Genomic DNA, 17,870 nt, shown 5'->3' on the forward strand with positions numbered 1-17,870 from the left:
CGCCAAACTTCCTGAAGCAATATTTTAAAAGTGAATGGTTGGGTCTATCCCCCATTTACTTCCTATGTATAAGCATAAACTACATACAATATGATGCATTTATTCAATTACAGGTGCTCGTAGATAAAATTACAGGATTTTTTCAAGAACTACTTTACAGATAATTTTGAGTACGCTATACTGATAAAAGTTGCGCGAGGGAAACAATATAGTACCAATCATGCATTAGAGTTGCATAAGGGAAACTATTGTTTTATATTATTACTTATAAAAAACTATACTGCTTCTTGACTAAAATAAAAGTTGTATTCCTTTTATCTGAAAGTTGCACTAGGGAAAGAAAAGAGGAGGAAACTAGATGATAGATCCGATATCAGTCAATAATATAACGGTTTCGTATGACGGCCATGAAGTGGTAAAAGATGTTTCTTTTTCATTTGGGGCTGGTAGTTTGATTGGTGTTCTCGGGCCCAATGGTGCGGGTAAATCTACATTGATGAAAGCGATGCTTGGCTTAATCCATAAAGATCATGGAGATGTAAAAATCGGTAGCAAGACGGTGGATTCCATGCGTAAGCAAATTGCTTATGTTCCGCAACGTTCCAATATCGACTGGAACTTCCCTATCATCGTAAAAGATACGGTTTTGCTTGGAACCTATCCGAAAATTGGCTTGCTAAGACGTCCGCGTAAAGCAGATAAAGAATGGGCAATGGAGTGTTTAAAGCAAGTAGGAATGGAAAGCTTTGCAAATCGCCAAATCGGTGAGTTATCAGGCGGCCAGCAGCAGCGAGTATTCCTCGCACGTGCATTAGCGCAAAAGGCGGATTACTTCTTCCTTGATGAGCCATTTGTAGGAATTGACGTATCTAGTGAAGAAATCATTATTGGGATATTGCGTAAAATGCAAGCTACTGGCAAAGTGATTTTCGTTGTTCACCATGACTTATCAAAAGTGAAAAAATATTTTGACGGGCTAATCCTTATTAATAAAGAGTTAATTGATGCAGGTCCCACGAATAAAGTATTCCAGTCAAGCAATATGGCAAAAGCATATAACCGTGAATTTATGATCGACGGCTTGGAGGTTTCTATGTAATGGAATTCATTCAAGACTTAATGACGTACAACTTCTTACAAAAAGCATTGATTACGTCGATCATGGTCGGCATCATTTGTGGAGTGATTGGAAGTTTCATTGTCCTTCGGGGTATGGCTTTGATGGGCGATGCGATTTCCCACGCGGTTCTACCAGGTGTTGCCATTTCTTATATGCTTGGAATTAGTTATTTCTATGGGGCAGTGTTTACGGGTGTTCTTACAGCATTCAGTATCGGTGCCATATCTCAAAATAGTCGAATCAAAAATGACTCCTCTATCGGCATTGTCTTTTCAGCGTTTTTCGCTCTCGGTATTATTTTAATCACACAAGCGAAAAGTGCGACAGATTTGACGCAGATTTTATTCGGTAACGTGTTGTCTGTGCGCAGTTCCGATATGTGGCTGACATTGATCATCGGTGCCATTGTGATTTTAGTAGTCGTTTTGTTCTTTAAAGAACTACTCGTTTCCAGTTTCGATGAGACGATGGCTGCGGCATACGGTTTGAAAACACGTTTGATTCACTACACGATTATGTTTTTACTGACATTGGTGACAGTCGCTTCACTACAGACTGTCGGTGTGATTCTTGTTGTATCTTTATTGATTACACCCGCTTCGACAGCGTATCTGTTAACGAATCGACTATCGGTCATGGTCGCACTGGCAGCATTTTTCGGTGCTGTGTCTTCCATCACTGGACTGTATTTCAGTTTCTTGTACAATATGCCTTCGGGACCCGTGATCGCCTTGGCAGCAACAGCCATTTTCGTCTTGGCATTTTTATTCTCACCTAAGCAAGGTGTTATTGTGGGGATGTTCCGTAAAAAGTTCAAACGTAAATCGATTACAGGCGCAACCAATTAAACGTTTAACCGCCTCGACAAAAATAAAAATTTATTATTCGTAAAGGAGTAGAATGTATTACATGAAGAACATAGCAAAATGGCTTACACTATCATTGCTCGCTGTATTGATGTTAGCAGCATGTGGTAATGATGAAGGTAAGAAGACAGAAAGTACGGATGATGATAAAACGGCGGAAACAGGCGACAAGCTGAAAGTCGTTACATCATTTACCATCATTGCGGATATGGCACGCGAAATCGGTGGGGACTATGTGGATGTATATAACTTAGTACCAACTGGAACGGACCCTCATGAATATGAGCCTTTGCCAAATGATATTAAAGCCGCAACCGATGCAGATGTATTATTCTACAACGGTTTAAACCTTGAAGGCGGAGAAAAAGGCTGGTTCTTCAAAATGATGGATTCGGTTGGTCAGAAAGATGAAAACATATATAGCTTGACTGAAGAAGTAGAACCAAAGTATATCGGTGGAGAAGACGGAAGTGATGAGGAAATCAACCCACACGCGTTTATCGATCCAGCTGTTGGTGTGAAGATGGCAGAAGCTATGCGCGATGTATTGATCGAAAGACACCCGACAGAGAGTGAAAAGATTCAACAACAAGGTGACGAGTACGTACAACGTCTACAAGAATTAGACGATGAATTCGCAGAACGCATATCAACAATACCTGAAGAAAACCGTGTGCTCGTCACAAGTGAACGTGCATTCCAATACTTGAATGACCACTATGGTTTGAAAGAAGCGTTTATCTGGGAAATCGATACCGAAGAGAATGGTTCCCCAAAACAAATCAAAGAACTCATTCACTATATCCAAGAACACAAAGTTCCTGTTTTATTCGTAGAATCTAATGTAGATACTCGCCCAATGGAAACTGTTTCCGCAGAGACCGGTGTTCCAATTGCTGAAAAGCCTATCTACTCTGATGAAATTGGTAACCCTGGTGACGCGATCGATACGTATATAAAATACTTGAACTACAATATGAATCTCATCCATGATGAGTTAAGCAAAGAACGATAATCCGCTCGGTCAACCAACTTGAGACAAAAAGGAAGCCACACTCCCCTGTGGCTTCTTTTTTGTTTGTCTACATGTATTGAATATATAAGTCTGAACTTATATGATATAGATACTAAAAATAAAGGAGAATTTTATGAACCCTGAGCAAATGGAACGTTACTTAAAAACAATTGGGGATCAATCCCGATTACAATTGTTGAAAGCATTGGAGCAAAAGCCTTTATGCATTTGTGATTTAAATACTTTACTAGATGTATCACAACCTGCAATCAGTCAGCATATGCACAGACTAAAAAGTGATGAAATCGTACTGAATGAACGACGCGGACGCTGGGTATATTGGTCACTTAATAGCTCCCATCCCCGCTTCTTGTTATTACTGGAATTATTGAAACTATTACCGGTTCCTACTATTGAATGTAGCAAGGAGGAGAACCCATGCAAATAATACTAGCTTCTCTTATATTTCTACTCACACTAGTCTTTGTTATTTGGCAGCCACGCAACCTATCTATCGGCTGGTCTGCCATCGCTGGGGCAGTTCTCGCTCTACTTGCGGGCGTTGTTAGTTTTACTGATGTCATCGACGTAACATCTATCGTATGGAATGCTACATTGACATTCGTCGCGCTGATTATCATTTCATTGATCCTCGATGAAATTGGATTTTTCGAGTGGTCTGCATTACATATGGCGCGCTTTGCAAAAGGAAGCGGCGTGCGAATGTTTTTACTAGTCATCCTACTTGGCGCCGGTGTGTCGGCTTTCTTTGCTAATGATGGGGCCGCATTAATACTCACTCCCATTGTCCTCGCAATGGTGCGTGCACTTGATTTCAAAGAAAAGATGATCTTGCCCTTTGTCATGGCGTCGGGATTCATTGCGGATACTACTTCCCTGCCACTTGTCGTTAGTAATCTCGTGAACATCGTCTCTGCCGATTTCTTCGGTATCGGTTTCGCTGAATACGCAAGCAGGATGATTATCCCAAACTTCTTCAGTCTCGGCGCAAGTATTCTCGTATTGTATATGTATTTCCGTAAATCTATACCGAAACGTTTTGATGAAAAGTTGTTGCGAACACCCGCCAGCGCGATACGGGACCATAAAATGTTCCGCATTTCCTGGGTAGTACTCGGCGTATTACTGTTCGGTTACTTTATAAGCGAATCACTAGGTTTACCCGTCTCCTTCATCGCGGGTTCCATTGCGATCGTATTCTTGCTGATCGCGAGGACGAGCGAAGCGGTGCAGACTAAAACGGTCATCAAAGGAGCACCATGGGCTATTGTGTTCTTTTCCATCGGGATGTACGTAGTCGTCTATGGATTGCGCAATGCAGGATTGACGTCTATATTGACAGGCTTGATCGAGTGGACATCAAGTCATGGCTTGTATGTTGCAACGATTAGCATGGGCTTTATCGCAGCCATCCTGTCGTCAATCATGAATAACATGCCGACTGTGATGATTGATGCGTTGGCAATCCAGGATGCCGCGGTTCCGCCTAATGTTCGGGAAGCTTTGATTTATGCGAATGTGATCGGATCTGATTTAGGTCCGAAGATGACACCGATCGGATCGCTTGCGACGTTGCTTTGGTTGCATGTGCTATCGTTAAAAGGTGTGCGCATTTCATGGGGGTATTATTTTAAAGTAGGTGTTGTATTGACCGTGCCTACACTTCTCATTACGTTGACGGGGTTATGGTGGTGGCTTTCAGTTTCTTAAAAAGGATAGTACCGACAGTTGGACAAGGAATATATTTGAATCGGCTGCTTAAAAGCACTGGTTGGATGATCAGTAAATTACGGAGATGACAATCGTAGTACCTAAAATGGAATCTTCTGAAACATTTTTAAAAGAATGGTTCGCTGTATCTTCTCCGAGACACTTGATTGCGCCAAGACGAATATATTCCTCCTAACTGATTTTCCTTTTAATTTACACATTAGTTTCTGTCATAAAAATCCATTTATTCATTTTATACGGGTATAGATCATACGTTATTTTTCACTTTTGACTAGTGCTTACATCGGCATAGGTTTTTATAAAAAAGCCTTCTGTTTTCGACCATTCACAATACAGTATATTTTGAAGATGAACATGCCCTAGGCGTTCCATTTCAGCATAAAGCCACGCTTCCGTTTTGCCAATAAAGTCTAATACCTCCTTCTCAATTTGTCCCTCATCAATTAGTAGTACGCTCGGTTCTTCTTCTCGGTTCTCAAGATTAATATCTTGAACCGTCAAGGTTTTGTACTTGGCGTATTGGTTAACTGAAATATTTCCTCCTGGCTCGATAAATAAGTCCCGTACTTCTCTTAGTGAAAAAATCCCTTGCATACGAAGCATCGTTCTCAACTGTTCCATTTCCAATTGGTTTTTATCCATCAATTTTTTATTGATTTTACCATCATGGATCAGCTTGTCCGTTTCCCCTTTAATGAATATACGTAACGGATTAGAAAGGGTGACAAGTTTTTCAATGGCATAAATGGTAATCGCCCACACCACAACCGAAAATAAAAACAGTAAGATGGAGATCTTTTCATCGTAGAGGCTCTCTTCAAGAATTCCACCGAAAACAAGGAGATACACCACATCATACGGCGTCATTTGACTAAGATGTTTTTTCCCTAGTAGTCTTATGACAATCAGCAATGCCACTAAGCCGATTACAAGCTTTCCACCATTCAGTAAATAATCCAGCCTAAACACCTCCAGACTTATTCACAATTAATAAAAAAACAGTTAACTACTAAGCTAATCCGTCTAGAACTCTTCCCCTCCTGTTTCTATCAGCACTTACAGATAACATTCCCCGTTTGCATATTGAGCTAAACAAGGAAAGCCTGTTTGTCTCACTTATGTAAGCGGAAGATCATCTTGATACTGTGGAATACCCATACGAGACTAAAGACTGCCAAGAGATATTTAACAATGAAGTTTAAAAGAAGGTCTATGCGGGGAAAATGTAGAATAGAAAGTCATGAGCAATAGAAATCCGAACATAAAAAAGCGTTTGAACATGATCGCAAAATGCGAACTGTTCAAACGCTTCACTATGATGCCCTCGACGGGAGTCGAACCCATATTTCAAGCTTCGGAGGCTTGCGTGCTATCCATTGCACCACGAGGACTAAACGTGTAGTATCAAGCTTTAACTATAATTTACTCGACTACAGAAAAAAGCTTTTCTTCTGTAAGAGACATCTTCCATTATATCGTAGAATATAATGAAAAGCAATGTGTATTTTTAAGGCAAATGATTTGACCTTTGTTGACCTTAATAGGTAAAATACAGTTATAGTTGAAATACGAAATGATTTCAACGGAACGAATATTATGAAGTGATAAAAGGAGGAAGTCTAATTGAATCTAATTCCTACAGTTATTGAACAAACAAACCGTGGTGAGCGAGCGTACGACATCTACTCTCGTCTATTGAAAGATCGTATTATCATGCTCGGGAGCGGCATTGACGACAACGTGGCAAACTCTATCGTTGCACAATTGCTATTCTTGGAAGCTGAAGATCCAGAAAAAGATATCTCCATTTACATTAACAGCCCAGGTGGAAGTATCACAGCAGGTATGGCAATCTACGATACAATGCAATATATCAAACCAGACATCCGCACAATCTGTGTAGGGATGGCAGCATCTATGGGTGCATTTTTGCTGACAGCTGGTACAGAAGGTAAACGTTACGCTTTGCCAAACGCAGAAGTAATGATTCACCAACCACTAGGTGGCGCACAAGGTCAGGCAACTGAGATCGAAATTGCTGCAAAACGCATCTTGCACCTACGTGAAAAACTAAACCAAATCCTTTCAGATCGCACAGGTCAGCCAATCGACGTCATCGCAAAAGATACAGACCGCGATAACTTCATGACTGCCGAACGCGCTAAAGAATACGGCCTAATCGACCACGTTCTAGAACGCAACGAAATCGAAAAGAAATAATAACCATAGGTTGTCCGGAATGCCAAATGGTCTTCCGTGACAACCTTTTTATTTTGTATTCTTATATGGATTTGGGTTTAGGATTAATCTTTACCAAACAAATGTACCGGCTTTCTAACTCCAGAAAGAAACGTAAACTAGGTGATCTGTGTTTTAGGCGGCGACTCCCGCGGGAAAAGCATGAGCCTTGAGACCCCGCAGGAACGCAGTGACGAGGAGGCTCAAGCCATGCCCGCAGGAAAGCGTCCGCCTAAAACGCAGATCAACGGCTTCCCTCACTAAGCCAAAAACAAAAAAAGATGACGAAACCCCACAAGGTCATCGCCACCCCTATTCAACTTACTGCTCATCTTCCACAATCTCAGCCAAATTCTGAAGAGCCAAATCTTCATCAATCCCGTCTGTAATCAACGTGATCTCCGTCCCCTTCGCAATCGCCAAACTCATAATCCCCATGATACTCTTCGCATTCACCTGACGATTATCCTTCTTCAAATAAATATCAGCCGTATACTTATTGGCCTCCTGTACAAATAATGCCGCCTGCCTCGCTTGCAAACCAGGTTTAATTCCTACTTTCACTGTTTTTTCTACCATATTGTGTGCTCCTTTTCTTCCTCTTCTTAAGAAGGATCTACTAATAATTTACCGTAATCGATCTGCGATTTCTTCAATCTTACGCAAACGATGATTGACACCCGATTTACTAACCGGAGTACCCGTTACCAGCTCGCCTAGCTCTTTTAGCGTCACATCTTGATGAGTAACACGTAATTGAGCAATCTCTTGCAGACGTTCCGGTAATTGATCTAACCCAATCGTGCGCTCAATCAACTTAATATTTTCTACTTGCCTTTGTGCCGCGCCGATCGTTTTATTCAGATTCGCGGTTTCACAATTCACTAACCGATTCACACTGTTGCGCATATCCCGCATGATCCGCACATCCTCAAACTTCATAAGGGATACATGTGCACCGATGATGCCTAAGAAATCGGATATTTTTTCTGCTTCTTTTAGATACGCGATAAATCCTTTTTTACGTTCAATAGATTTTGCGTTCAAATGAAAATGGTTCATCAACTCAACAAGTGATTGACTATGTTCTTGATAGCTCGAGAAGACTTCCAAGTGATAAGAAGACGTCTCCGGGTTATTAACGGAACCTCCTGCCAGGAAAGCTCCCCGTAAGTATGCGCGTGCACAGCAGTCTTTTTCAATGAGCTGTGGATCGATCGTATTAATCATTTGGAAGTCATGCGTCATGATGGATAGTTCCTCCAACAAGTGCTTGGCTCCATCACGAATCCGGCAAATATAGACATTATTTTTCTTTAAACGCATTTTTTTGCGTACAAGCAATTCCACTTTATATGGATATAACGCCTTCACATTTGAATACAGACGACGCGCAATAGAGGCATTTTCCGTTTGAACATCCAGACTAAGTTGTTTATTTGAAAAAGACATAACACCATTCATCCGTATGAATGCCGCAATTTCTGCTTTCGTACAGCAATCATCCGTCTCAATCTGCGTCAGTTCTTTTTTCGTTTTAGATGCAAAAGACATGATATTCCCCCTCTTCGGCGATTTTCATATCTATCCGCCTTCTACGTTCTCTCTATATAACGCATCAACATATCTGACACTTCCATCGTTTTATGCATAATCGTCCCATCGTTAATGGTCGCGATCTCTTGTACAAATACCTCAGGCACTAGTGCTTGTAGCATCTCCAAATCATTCTCCACAAGCCAAGGCTCTTCATTTTCACTGAGGTTATGCACACGTCTGAACGCTTCTGCATTATTCACTAGAACTGCATCGAGAAATGGTTCTCCCGCATGATCATAGAGCGCCTGAACATGCTCAGAAGCAGTATAGCGATACGTTTCGCCACGTTGTGTAGTTAAATTTCCGACATAAACCTTTTTTGCAGCACTTTCAAGGATTGCTTCGCGGATATCCTGCACTAAAAGTGTTGGCAAAGTACTAGTATACAAGCTTCCCGGTCCAAATACGATTAAATCTGCATTTTTTATCGTATCGGCTGTTTCCGGTAATGGTTTTACATCTTGAGGCGTGATGAAAACGTTACGGATTTTCCTTCCATAGAGAGGAATTTTCGATTCGCCTGTAATGATTGAACCATCTTCAAGCTCGGCATGCAAGGTAATTCGCTGATTTGCTGCAGGTAATACTGTTCCTTTAATATTCAGAACAACGCCCATCTGCTCGACTGCACGAGCGAAATCGCCTGTAATAGTTGTTAAGGCCGTAAGCATCAAATTCCCAAGAGAATGTCCCTTCAATCCATCAGATCCTTCAAAGCGATGCTGAAACATCTTCTCGATCATTGGCTCAACATCTGAAAGCGCTGCCATAACCTGTCTTATATCTCCAGGCGGCGGGACGTTATACTGATCGAATAAACGACCTGAACTTCCTCCATCATCCGCCACCGTCACAATAGCTGTCAATTCGATCGGATACCGTTTTAACCCCCGAAGGATATTAGATAACCCTGTGCCGCCTCCAAATACAACAACACTTTTCATCGTAGTGGATTGCATATTCATGTCAACCCTTTCTTTTTTCAACATCCCGGTGCGATACATGTGTTGGATAATCGCCTTTAAAAACGCCTGTAAAGTACTCAGCCAGTGTAACAGAACGATGTTGCCCACCTGTACACCCGAACGCTATAACTGCCTGACCTTTTCCCTCTTGTTTATATTGTGGAATTAAGAATTTGAATAAGTCCGTTAGTTTTTCAATTAATTCTTTCGTATCCGCCCATTTCAATACGTAATCCGATACTTCATGATTCAAACCTGTCAACGGGCGCAATTCTTCCAGATAAAACGGATTTGGTAAAAACCGAACGTCAAATACTACATCTGCATCAATCGGCATACCATGCTTGAATCCAAATGATACAAAGTTCAAAGTGAAGTTCGGTTCACCTGCTTCAGAAAACTCACGTGTGATTTTTTCCCGTAATTGCTTGGGCTTTAATTTCGATGTATCAATAATAGAACGTGAAAGTCCTTTTATTTCAGTCAGCAAATGACGTTCTTTTCGAATCCCTTCGAGTAACACGCCACCTTCAGATAACGGGTGTGATCTACGTGTTTCTTTATAACGTTTCACTAGTGCTTCGTCATCTGAATCTAGGAATAACAAACTTGTTTTGACATCTTCCATCTTGAATAATCCTTCGAGTGCGGTAATCATAGAATCAAATAAACTTCCTCCGCGCGTATCCATCACTGCGGCAATACGTCTCATTTGATTATCCGACTTCATCATCAAATCGAGGAATGTTACAAATAGTTCGGGCGGCAAGTTGTCGATGCAATAGAATCCCATGTCTTCAAAGCATTGCATAGCGACGGTCTTGCCTGCACCTGACATCCCCGTAATAATTACCACTTCATATTCATTTACCACTTGTGGTTGATCCATAAATGTTATTCACCTTCCATTGATTGTTGAAGTGATTCCCGCAAGAAGCGGAATTGCTCTGTATAATAGAATGTTCCATACTGCATACCTTTCTGACTCACCGCAAAGAGCAGATTCTTGCGATCACCTTCCGCCATGGGTAGTGTATGCAAACTTTCTAGCGGATGCCATTCTAGTTCACCTTCAATGGTGGTCTTCATCAATTCTCCGGAATAATCATGTGCGACAAATGTGAAGAGTAACCATTCGTCTACTAATTCTTTTCCCTCATCATCCATAATCATCATCGTATATATGCCTTTTATATGTGGCGCAATCGCCTGCGCACCGGTTTCTTCGAGAAATTCACGAGTAGCCGCTTCATAGACTGACTCACCTTCGTCGATTTTTCCTCCCGGCGCCACATACCATCCACGCCTCGGCTTTTTTAGTAATAGGACTTGACCGTCTTTCACCATGAGCAAGTTAGCAATTTTTTGCATATGTTGTTCCCCACTTTTCAAGTATGTATGTATAGTATACAATGCTTTCATTGAAAACGAAAAAAAAAGACGGCTATTCACGGAAGTTTATACCGTAAATAGCCACAAAGTTGCTATATTATGAAAGGGGTGTCTTTCTTCTACCTATTATCCCCCTTTTATATTGCAGAACGTTTACAGACACATTACAAGTTCATCACCTGTTTACGCCTTTGCTTCTACTTCTTCCATCAACTCTTCGATATACTTCTGAGCTGCTTGAGCTGCAATACTTCCGTCTCCTGTAGCCGTCACGACTTGGCGTAATAATTTCTCACGCACATCGCCCGCAGCAAAAATACCCGGAATTTTTGTTTCCATAATATCATTCGTTTCAATATAGCCGTTTTCATCCAAAATGCCAAGATCTTTGAAAGGCTCTGTTATAGGATCTAGTCCGATATAAACGAACATACCTTCCGTTTCCATTTCGCGTTCTGAACCGTCTTCAGTAGAGACTAGCGTTATAGAACCGATCTTGCCGTCTTTTTCATTCACTTGCTTAACTGTTGAATTCCAAATGAAATCAATCTTCTCATTTGCGAATGCACGCTCTTGTACGATTTTTTGCGCACGCAATGTATCGCGACGGTGGATGATTGTCACTTTGTTAGCAAAACGTGTTAAGTATGAACCTTCTTCTACTGCAGAGTCACCGCCGCCAATTACGACGATCTCTTTATTACGGAAGAATGCGCCGTCACATACCGCACAATAACTCACGCCACGACCAGTCAATTCTTCCTCACCTGGCACGCCCATCTTGCGGTATTCTGCACCCGTTGCCAAGATGATTGCACGTGCTTTATATTGTTTCTCGCCTACATAAATTGTTTTGAATTCGCGGCCGTCTTCGATTTTCGTTACGTCACCGTAAGCATATTCAGCTCCGAAACGTTTCGCATGATCGAACATTTTTGTCGAGATGTCCGGACCTAAAATACTTTCAAATCCAGGATAGTTCTCTATTTCTTCTGTGTTGGCCATTTGACCGCCTGGTACGCCTCTTTCTAACATCAGTGTAGACATATTTCCACGTGATGTATAAACAGCCGCTGTCATCCCTGCCGGCCCTGCTCCAACGATGATTACATCATAAACCTTTTCTTCCGTCGTCATTGTAGTTTTCCTCCTTCAAAATATGCACCCTTTGGTGTCATTCACTTCACCAAAGATTTCATCTGACTGGCAGATAAAACTATCGCTATATAAAATCGTACGAGAATTACACTCGAATTTCAACTTAAATGCAACATCTACAAGTAGTTATTCTTTTGTATAAGGCAGAAATTGAAGCAGTTCCTGAATATACTTGGATAGCGTTGTAACGGATACACTATAGTTTTCAGCTATAGACTTCTTTGTCACTTTTTCGTCATGTGAAGATTGGAACATATAATCTGCAGCAGCAGCAATTGCTTGCACATTACTGAACATATATTTCTGTTCAAGCGCATTTTCACATAGCGTGAACCACATTTGAAAGAATTGTACACTTCGCTCATCAAGCGGTTTATATTCTTCATACAATAGATCACAAATAGCCAGCGCTTTTTTCAAAGCTTTTTCAAATGGATTAGTCACTTTGAATGAATAGTTCAGGCTGTGTGCTAAAAACAATTGTTCCGCAGCAGTCAATTTTTCAACATCTATATAGCCGGGATGTGAAAGGATTTCCTGTAAGTGTGACGACTTTCCTACTAAATACAAACCGAACATTCGCTCACTGCGATAAGGGTTCGAAATCTTTTCGATCAAGAACGGAACATCCTCTTCGTAAGAATCTATGTCCAATTCTTCATCCAATGACTTCCAAGGTTCGAATCCTTCTTTGGTAGGGTCCAATTTCAACAAGGCTTCATTTGCCTGTTCCGCGACTTTTCGGTGACCCGTAAAATATGCAGCATTAGCTAGCCAGAAGTAGTATCCGACATCTCCTTCAAATCCGCGTTTTTGCAGACTACGAAGCCAGTGGTACGCTTCTTCATAACGACCTGTCAACGCAAATGTCGCACCTAATTTATAGCGCTGTTCGAATTGATAGGGTTTGATCTTCGACAACAGCTCCATCATACTATTCAGACGCTTTTCATCCCGATTGTAATAAAAGAACACCGCCAAGTTACACAGCGCATGGATATTGCCTTTTTCTTCACGTAAGACATTGTACAGAATATCTTCCGCATGTTTCTCTTTACCAATATAAAAATACGCAAGAGCCAAATTATTATGAACCGCCCACGTTTTTGGATAATCCACTAATAAATCCTCAAGCACTTCAATGGCGTCTTCAAAATCCCCTTGCTCCATCATGCGACGCGCTTTTTCTTGCCGAAATATGACTTCCCCATCGAGCTGTTCGCCTTCTTCAACGAACATTTCTTCTTGATCCGCGAATTCAGAGATTTCATGGGCTTCTTCCACAAATACGCCATCTGGTGCTATAGCAACATATTTCAATGCATACTGCTTCGCTTCACGCAGTAGACCGAGATGTGCATGAACTTCCGCTAAATAGAAAGTCGTCTCTTCATTGTTTGGATCCAGGTCATCAGCTGTTTGTAGAAGTTCATAGGCATCTTCAAAGCGGCCGACTTCCATTATAAACACACCGTATTCCATATGTGTCAGTGCGTCATCTGGATTCAAATCCAATGCACGTTTATAATATTTTTCCGCATCCGAAAATTGTTCACGCTGCATAGCTTGCATCGCGCGTTTACGATAAAAATCACCGTCAGGAAGGAATGATATAATTTTATCTTTTATAAAACGTTGGTTGTTTTTCAATCGAACTCCTCCGAAAAAGTAAGAGGAACGTACTTGACGTCCCCCTGCAATGTATCCTCTAGTATATCACAACTACATGATCCGTCATTCATTTGCTTTCACGTGCTGCACGTTCCACCATTTGTTCGGCTGTATATATGATACGCACTGGATTACCGCCAGCAAATGTACCTGCCGGAATATCCTTATTGACGAGTGATGCAGCAGAAACAATGGCACCATCACCAATTTTAACACCCGGTAAAATTGTTGTATTGGCTCCAATCAGTACATTATTACCTATATCCACGTCTCCAATACGGTATTCATCTATCAAATATTCATGCGCTAAAATCGTCGTATTAAACCCAATTATGGAGTTTTCACCAACGGAGATTCGTTCCGGAAACATGACATCCGGTACAACCATCAGCGCAAAAGCGGTATGTTTTCCGACTTTCATCCGCAAGAACGTTCGATAAAGAACGTTTTTCCATGAAACAAACGGCGTATATCGCGCAATTTGGATGACGATAAAATTCTTAGCTACTTTAAAAATCGAGACCGTACGGTAAATATGCCAAAGTGAATTTGCATCTCCTTTGGAAGGATGCCGCTCTGTGCGTCTCATAGCTTAATTCCCGCAGTGATTTTAAGTAAGTCGGACATATGTTGCAACATGAAGTCAGGTTTGAATGTCTGCAAATATTCTTCCCCTTTTAACGCCCATGCAACTGCCGCAGTTCGTGTTCCCGCATTTTGTCCACCGAGTATATCGTGGAAGTTATCCCCGATCATGAGTGACTCTTCAGCTGTCCGATCAAGACGGCTCAATGCTAGTAAAATCGGCTCTGGATCCGGTTTAGGATTCGTTATATCATCCAGTCCAATCACCGTCTCAAAATAAGGTGCGATACCTAGAAGGTTGATCCCTCTTTCTACCATATCGCGCTTCTTTGTAGAAACGACTGCCATCTTCAAACCTAGATCATATAATTTACGAAGCGTATCTGTCACACCTTCGAATTCAGTTACATAATCGTCGTGATGAGCCAAATTCCATTCACGGTATTCTTCTACCAATTGGTCTGTCATATCAGGTGCAATCGAAGAAAATGTATCATGTAATGTAGGTCCGATAAACGGTAGCATCTCTTCTCGTTGGAAACGTCCAGGGAAATGTTTTTCCAATACATACTCGAAAGAAGAGAGTATTAACTCATTTGTATCTGCAAGCGTTCCGTCAAAATCAAATAGTAGTGTAGTAATCGGTTGATTAGTCAATAACGGCTTCCCCCTTCTCTCTCGGCTGCTTCCATAAAATACTCACTGTAATCGTCAGTACAATGGCGGTCACAAGCCGTATTATCAATAATGGCCAAATCGGTATACCGAGTGGCAGAAATAACAGTGTATCCTCAATCACCGCATGACATGCCATCAAGAAAATAAAGGCTAATGTAATATCTCGTTTTGACACACCATCTTCTCGCACTGCCTGAATCATGACGCCTGCACCGTATGCCAAACCAATTAATAATCCCGCAACGAGTGTCATCGACGCATTGGGTTTCACACCAATCATTTTTGTGAACGGTGCCAAGCCAGTAGAAAAACGCTCTAAATAATTACGGTCTTTCACATACTGCACAAACAACATTAATGGAATGACGATCAATGCCAGCTGCAAGACACCAAATGCTGCCTTTTCAAGTCCAAGCAAGAAAATCTGCACAAAGCCTTCCGGTACCACTTCCGCTTGTGGCGTTAGACCATATTGCGCGATTTCATTGCCGCCCGTCCAGAATAAATTGATCAGCACTCCAGCCAACACAGCCAATCCAAGTCGCACGACAAGTACTGTCCATAGTTTGACGCCTACTTTTATAGCGACGGCCGTTTCAATGAACAGATTATGCGCAAAACTGATCATAACAGCAATGATGAACACTTCTTTAACCGTTAATTCTAATGAAATGATACCGGCAATTCCAGCGTATAAGTTTAATGCATTGCCAAGCACGATGGGCACAGCTGCTTCACCACGCAAGCCAAAAAGATGCATAATCGGTTCAACCAATTGCACAAGCCAAGGCAAGATAGGCGTAAACTGCAAAATGGTTACAAGCAAAGTAATAGGAAAGATGATCTTACCGAGTGACCATGTCGTTTTGAATCCAACTTGCAAACCATTTTTCAACGTATTGGATAATGCGATTTTATTTTGATTTGTCATCATAGTTCTCTTTCACTTTCATTACATATCTACGATACAACAAGATGATAATACCTACGATAATTCCCGTTACAGATACTAACTGTGCTGCACGCAAACTTCCGATGACATAGAGACTATCCGTCCGCATCCCTTCGATGAAGAATCTGCCGATCGAATACCAGATGATGTAAAACAAGAATACTTCACCGCGTTTTATCTTCACCATTCTTCGGATAATTAAAATCAAAATGAGTCCGACCACATTCCATAACGACTCATATAAGAATGTCGGGTGATACGTTATACCCTCAATCGTCATTTGATTCATAATCCAATCAGGAATCACCGTATTTTCTTTGAACGCTTCTGAAACTGGTCCTCCATGAGCTTCCTGATTCATGAAGTTCCCCCAACGTCCGATAATTTGCCCAATCAATAAACCAGGTGCTGTAATATCTGCAACTTTCCAGAAAGATACCCCACGCTTCCTACAGAAAATCACTGCTGTAATGACCGCACCGATCAACGCACCGTGGATGGCAATTCCACCATTCCAAATTTGAATGATTTGTTCTGGATGATCACGATAATAATCCCATGTGAAAATAACATAGTAAATTCGTGCACTGATAATTGAAATGGGAATCGCCCAAATAAGCATGTCCGTTAGTAAGTCAGGGTGCATTCCCCGCTTCAGCATTTCTCGTTGAACTACCATAAACCCTAAAATAATTCCAAGCGCGATCAAAATACCGTACCAGCGAACTTCTAAGCTGCCAATACTGATCGCGACTGGGTTAATCGCTAGCATAGATACATTCACTTAGTCGCGCTCCTCTTCTTCTAATAGTTCCGCATTGTCTGCGATTGCTTGATCCAAACGCTTGGTAAATTCCTCTGCCGCATTAATTCCAAGACGTTTCATTCGATAATCCATCGCCGCTACTTCAATGATAACCGCGATATTCCGCCCTGGTCTAACGGGAACGGATAGTTTCGTAATTTGCGAATCCAGTATTTCTACCTTCTCTTCATCGATACCAAGACGATCATAATGCTTATTATCGTCCCAAATCTCTAAGTCGACCGCTAACAGTACACGCTTATCGTCTTTCACGGAACTCGCACCAAACAACGTCATCAAATCGATAATACCGACACCGCGAATTTCTAGCATATGCTTCAACAGTTTCGGTGACGTTCCGATTAAGATGTTATCGGATACTTGACGAATCTCAACAGAGTCATCCGCTACTAGTCTATGCCCTTTTTTAATAAGCTCTAACGCCGTTTCACTTTTTCCTACTCCACTACCTCCTGTTATTAAAACACCTACACCATACACATCGACTAGCACACCATGAACCGTCGTCATCGGAGCGAGTTGTCCGACCAAGTAATTCGTCAGCATTCCGGAAAACTGTGTAGTCTTATAATCCGTCCGGAGAACAGGAATGTTTTTCTCTTCTGCTAATTGGCTCAATTCTTTTGGACCTTCTTCGCCATGAGCAATAATGAATGCCGGCGTATCACCCGAACAAAGTCGCTCTAAACGCTTTCTTCGCGTAATGGCTGACAATGTTTCAAGGAAGGACATCTCCTTACGCCCGATCAACTGCACACGTTCGGCAGGATAATAATCAAAATAGCCAGCCATCTCAAGCCCCGGCCGTGAAATATCACTCATTAGGATCTGCTTATGAATGCCCGCGTGTCCAGCGATCAATTCCAATCCAAATCGGTTCATAATATCTTCTACTGTTAATTCACCCATGAAGTTCCTCACTTTCTGCTACGATGTACGTATACCGGCAGTCTTTTGCCGAATCATCGTTTCTTGCGCTTATGTACACATCATTCAAACCTATTTTACCATGAAGGAATTGAAAAGAAATGGATTACTTCTTGATCTACATTC

19 protein-coding genes and 1 tRNA gene are annotated in these 17,870 nt (G+C 41.5%); 6 read left to right on the forward strand and 14 right to left on the reverse strand.

The annotated features are described in order from the left end of the window. Positions 1-358: 358 nt before the first annotated feature. From SporoP8_RS05405 to SporoP8_RS05425, 5 genes are all read left to right on the forward strand, one after another. Positions 359-1,099 carry a metal ABC transporter ATP-binding protein gene (locus SporoP8_RS05405; RefSeq protein ID WP_085131576.1) on the forward strand — a complete coding sequence of 247 codons (741 nt, stop codon included), beginning with the start codon at positions 359-361 and terminating at the stop codon, positions 1,097-1,099. After that, positions 1,099-1,968 carry a metal ABC transporter permease gene (locus SporoP8_RS05410; RefSeq protein ID WP_085131577.1) on the forward strand — a complete coding sequence of 290 codons (870 nt, stop codon included), beginning with the start codon at positions 1,099-1,101 and terminating at the stop codon, positions 1,966-1,968. Before SporoP8_RS05405 ends, SporoP8_RS05410 begins: the two co-directional genes overlap by 1 nt. 61 nt (positions 1,969-2,029) lie before the next feature. Beyond that, positions 2,030-3,001: a metal ABC transporter solute-binding protein, Zn/Mn family gene (locus SporoP8_RS05415; protein WP_198166079.1), complete on the forward strand. Its 972-nt coding sequence runs from the start codon at positions 2,030-2,032 to the stop codon at positions 2,999-3,001. A gap of 133 nt (positions 3,002-3,134) precedes the next feature. Next, positions 3,135-3,449, forward strand: a complete 315-nt coding sequence (locus tag SporoP8_RS05420; RefSeq protein WP_085131579.1) for an ArsR/SmtB family transcription factor — start codon at positions 3,135-3,137, stop codon at positions 3,447-3,449. After that, a complete protein-coding gene (locus tag SporoP8_RS05425) occupies positions 3,440-4,732 on the forward strand; it encodes an arsenic transporter (protein WP_085131580.1) in 1,293 nt (430 codons plus the stop codon). The genes SporoP8_RS05420 and SporoP8_RS05425 overlap by 10 nt, the downstream gene beginning before the upstream one ends. 282 nt (positions 4,733-5,014) lie before the next feature. On the opposite strand, the gene SporoP8_RS05430 is transcribed toward SporoP8_RS05425, so the two are convergent. Then, entirely contained in the window at positions 5,015-5,671 is a 657-nt protein-coding gene (locus SporoP8_RS05430) for a DUF421 domain-containing protein (protein ID WP_232319218.1), read from the reverse strand. A gap of 401 nt (positions 5,672-6,072) precedes the next feature. Continuing rightward, positions 6,073-6,144, reverse strand: a tRNA-Arg gene (locus SporoP8_RS05435). Between the two features lie 232 nt (positions 6,145-6,376). On the opposite strand from SporoP8_RS05435, the gene clpP reads away from it, so the two are divergent. Beyond that, the gene (gene clpP, locus SporoP8_RS05440) at positions 6,377-6,973 is read left to right on the forward strand and encodes an ATP-dependent Clp endopeptidase proteolytic subunit ClpP (protein WP_085131581.1); all 597 of its coding nucleotides are present in this window, start codon (positions 6,377-6,379) and stop codon (positions 6,971-6,973) included. Between the two features lie 339 nt (positions 6,974-7,312). Here clpP and SporoP8_RS05445 read toward each other — a convergent pair whose 3' ends face one another. The 12 genes from SporoP8_RS05445 to hprK all read right to left on the reverse strand — a co-directional run bounded on the left by SporoP8_RS05445 (position 7,313) and on the right by hprK (position 17,726). Beyond that, entirely contained in the window at positions 7,313-7,570 is a 258-nt protein-coding gene (locus SporoP8_RS05445) for an HPr family phosphocarrier protein (RefSeq protein ID WP_085131582.1), read from the reverse strand. Positions 7,571-7,618: 48 nt separating this feature from the next. After that, positions 7,619-8,545 carry a DNA-binding protein WhiA gene (whiA, locus tag SporoP8_RS05450; RefSeq protein WP_085131583.1) on the reverse strand — a complete coding sequence of 309 codons (927 nt, stop codon included), beginning with the start codon at positions 8,543-8,545 and terminating at the stop codon, positions 7,619-7,621. A gap of 41 nt (positions 8,546-8,586) precedes the next feature. Then, entirely contained in the window at positions 8,587-9,549 is a 963-nt protein-coding gene (locus SporoP8_RS05455; RefSeq protein WP_085133564.1) for a gluconeogenesis factor YvcK family protein, read from the reverse strand. A 7-nt stretch (positions 9,550-9,556) separates the two neighbouring features. Then, on the reverse strand, positions 9,557-10,444 hold the full coding sequence (gene rapZ / locus SporoP8_RS05460) for an RNase adapter RapZ (protein WP_085131584.1): 888 nt from the start codon (positions 10,442-10,444) through the stop codon (positions 9,557-9,559). Positions 10,445-10,449: 5 nt separating this feature from the next. Further along, positions 10,450-10,926 (reverse strand): 8-oxo-dGTP diphosphatase, encoded by a 477-nt coding sequence (locus SporoP8_RS05465; protein WP_085131585.1) that lies wholly within the window; start codon positions 10,924-10,926, stop codon positions 10,450-10,452. Between the two features lie 204 nt (positions 10,927-11,130). After that, positions 11,131-12,084 (reverse strand): thioredoxin-disulfide reductase, encoded by a 954-nt coding sequence (gene trxB / locus SporoP8_RS05470; RefSeq protein WP_085131586.1) that lies wholly within the window; start codon positions 12,082-12,084, stop codon positions 11,131-11,133. Between the two features lie 147 nt (positions 12,085-12,231). Beyond that, positions 12,232-13,755: a tetratricopeptide repeat protein gene (locus SporoP8_RS05475; protein WP_085131587.1), complete on the reverse strand. Its 1,524-nt coding sequence runs from the start codon at positions 13,753-13,755 to the stop codon at positions 12,232-12,234. Positions 13,756-13,843: 88 nt separating this feature from the next. Further along, positions 13,844-14,365 carry an acyltransferase gene (locus SporoP8_RS05480; RefSeq protein ID WP_085131588.1) on the reverse strand — a complete coding sequence of 174 codons (522 nt, stop codon included), beginning with the start codon at positions 14,363-14,365 and terminating at the stop codon, positions 13,844-13,846. Further along, positions 14,362-15,018, reverse strand: coding sequence for a pyrophosphatase PpaX (gene ppaX / locus SporoP8_RS05485; protein WP_085131589.1), 657 nt, complete (start codon positions 15,016-15,018; stop codon positions 14,362-14,364). Before ppaX ends, SporoP8_RS05480 begins: the two co-directional genes overlap by 4 nt. Next, a complete protein-coding gene (locus SporoP8_RS05490) occupies positions 15,011-15,973 on the reverse strand; it encodes a nucleoside recognition domain-containing protein (protein ID WP_232319219.1) in 963 nt (320 codons plus the stop codon). The genes ppaX and SporoP8_RS05490 overlap by 8 nt, the downstream gene beginning before the upstream one ends. Further along, the gene (gene lgt / locus SporoP8_RS05495; RefSeq protein WP_232319220.1) at positions 15,954-16,775 is read right to left on the reverse strand and encodes a prolipoprotein diacylglyceryl transferase; all 822 of its coding nucleotides are present in this window, start codon (positions 16,773-16,775) and stop codon (positions 15,954-15,956) included. Before lgt ends, SporoP8_RS05490 begins: the two co-directional genes overlap by 20 nt. Further along, entirely contained in the window at positions 16,776-17,726 is a 951-nt protein-coding gene (hprK, locus tag SporoP8_RS05500) for an HPr(Ser) kinase/phosphatase (RefSeq protein ID WP_085131591.1), read from the reverse strand. Positions 17,727-17,870: the final 144 nt, after the last annotated feature.

The sequence above is a fragment of the Sporosarcina ureae genome (genome assembly GCF_002101375.1).
Taxonomy (GTDB): domain Bacteria; phylum Bacillota; class Bacilli; order Bacillales_A; family Planococcaceae; genus Sporosarcina; species Sporosarcina ureae_B.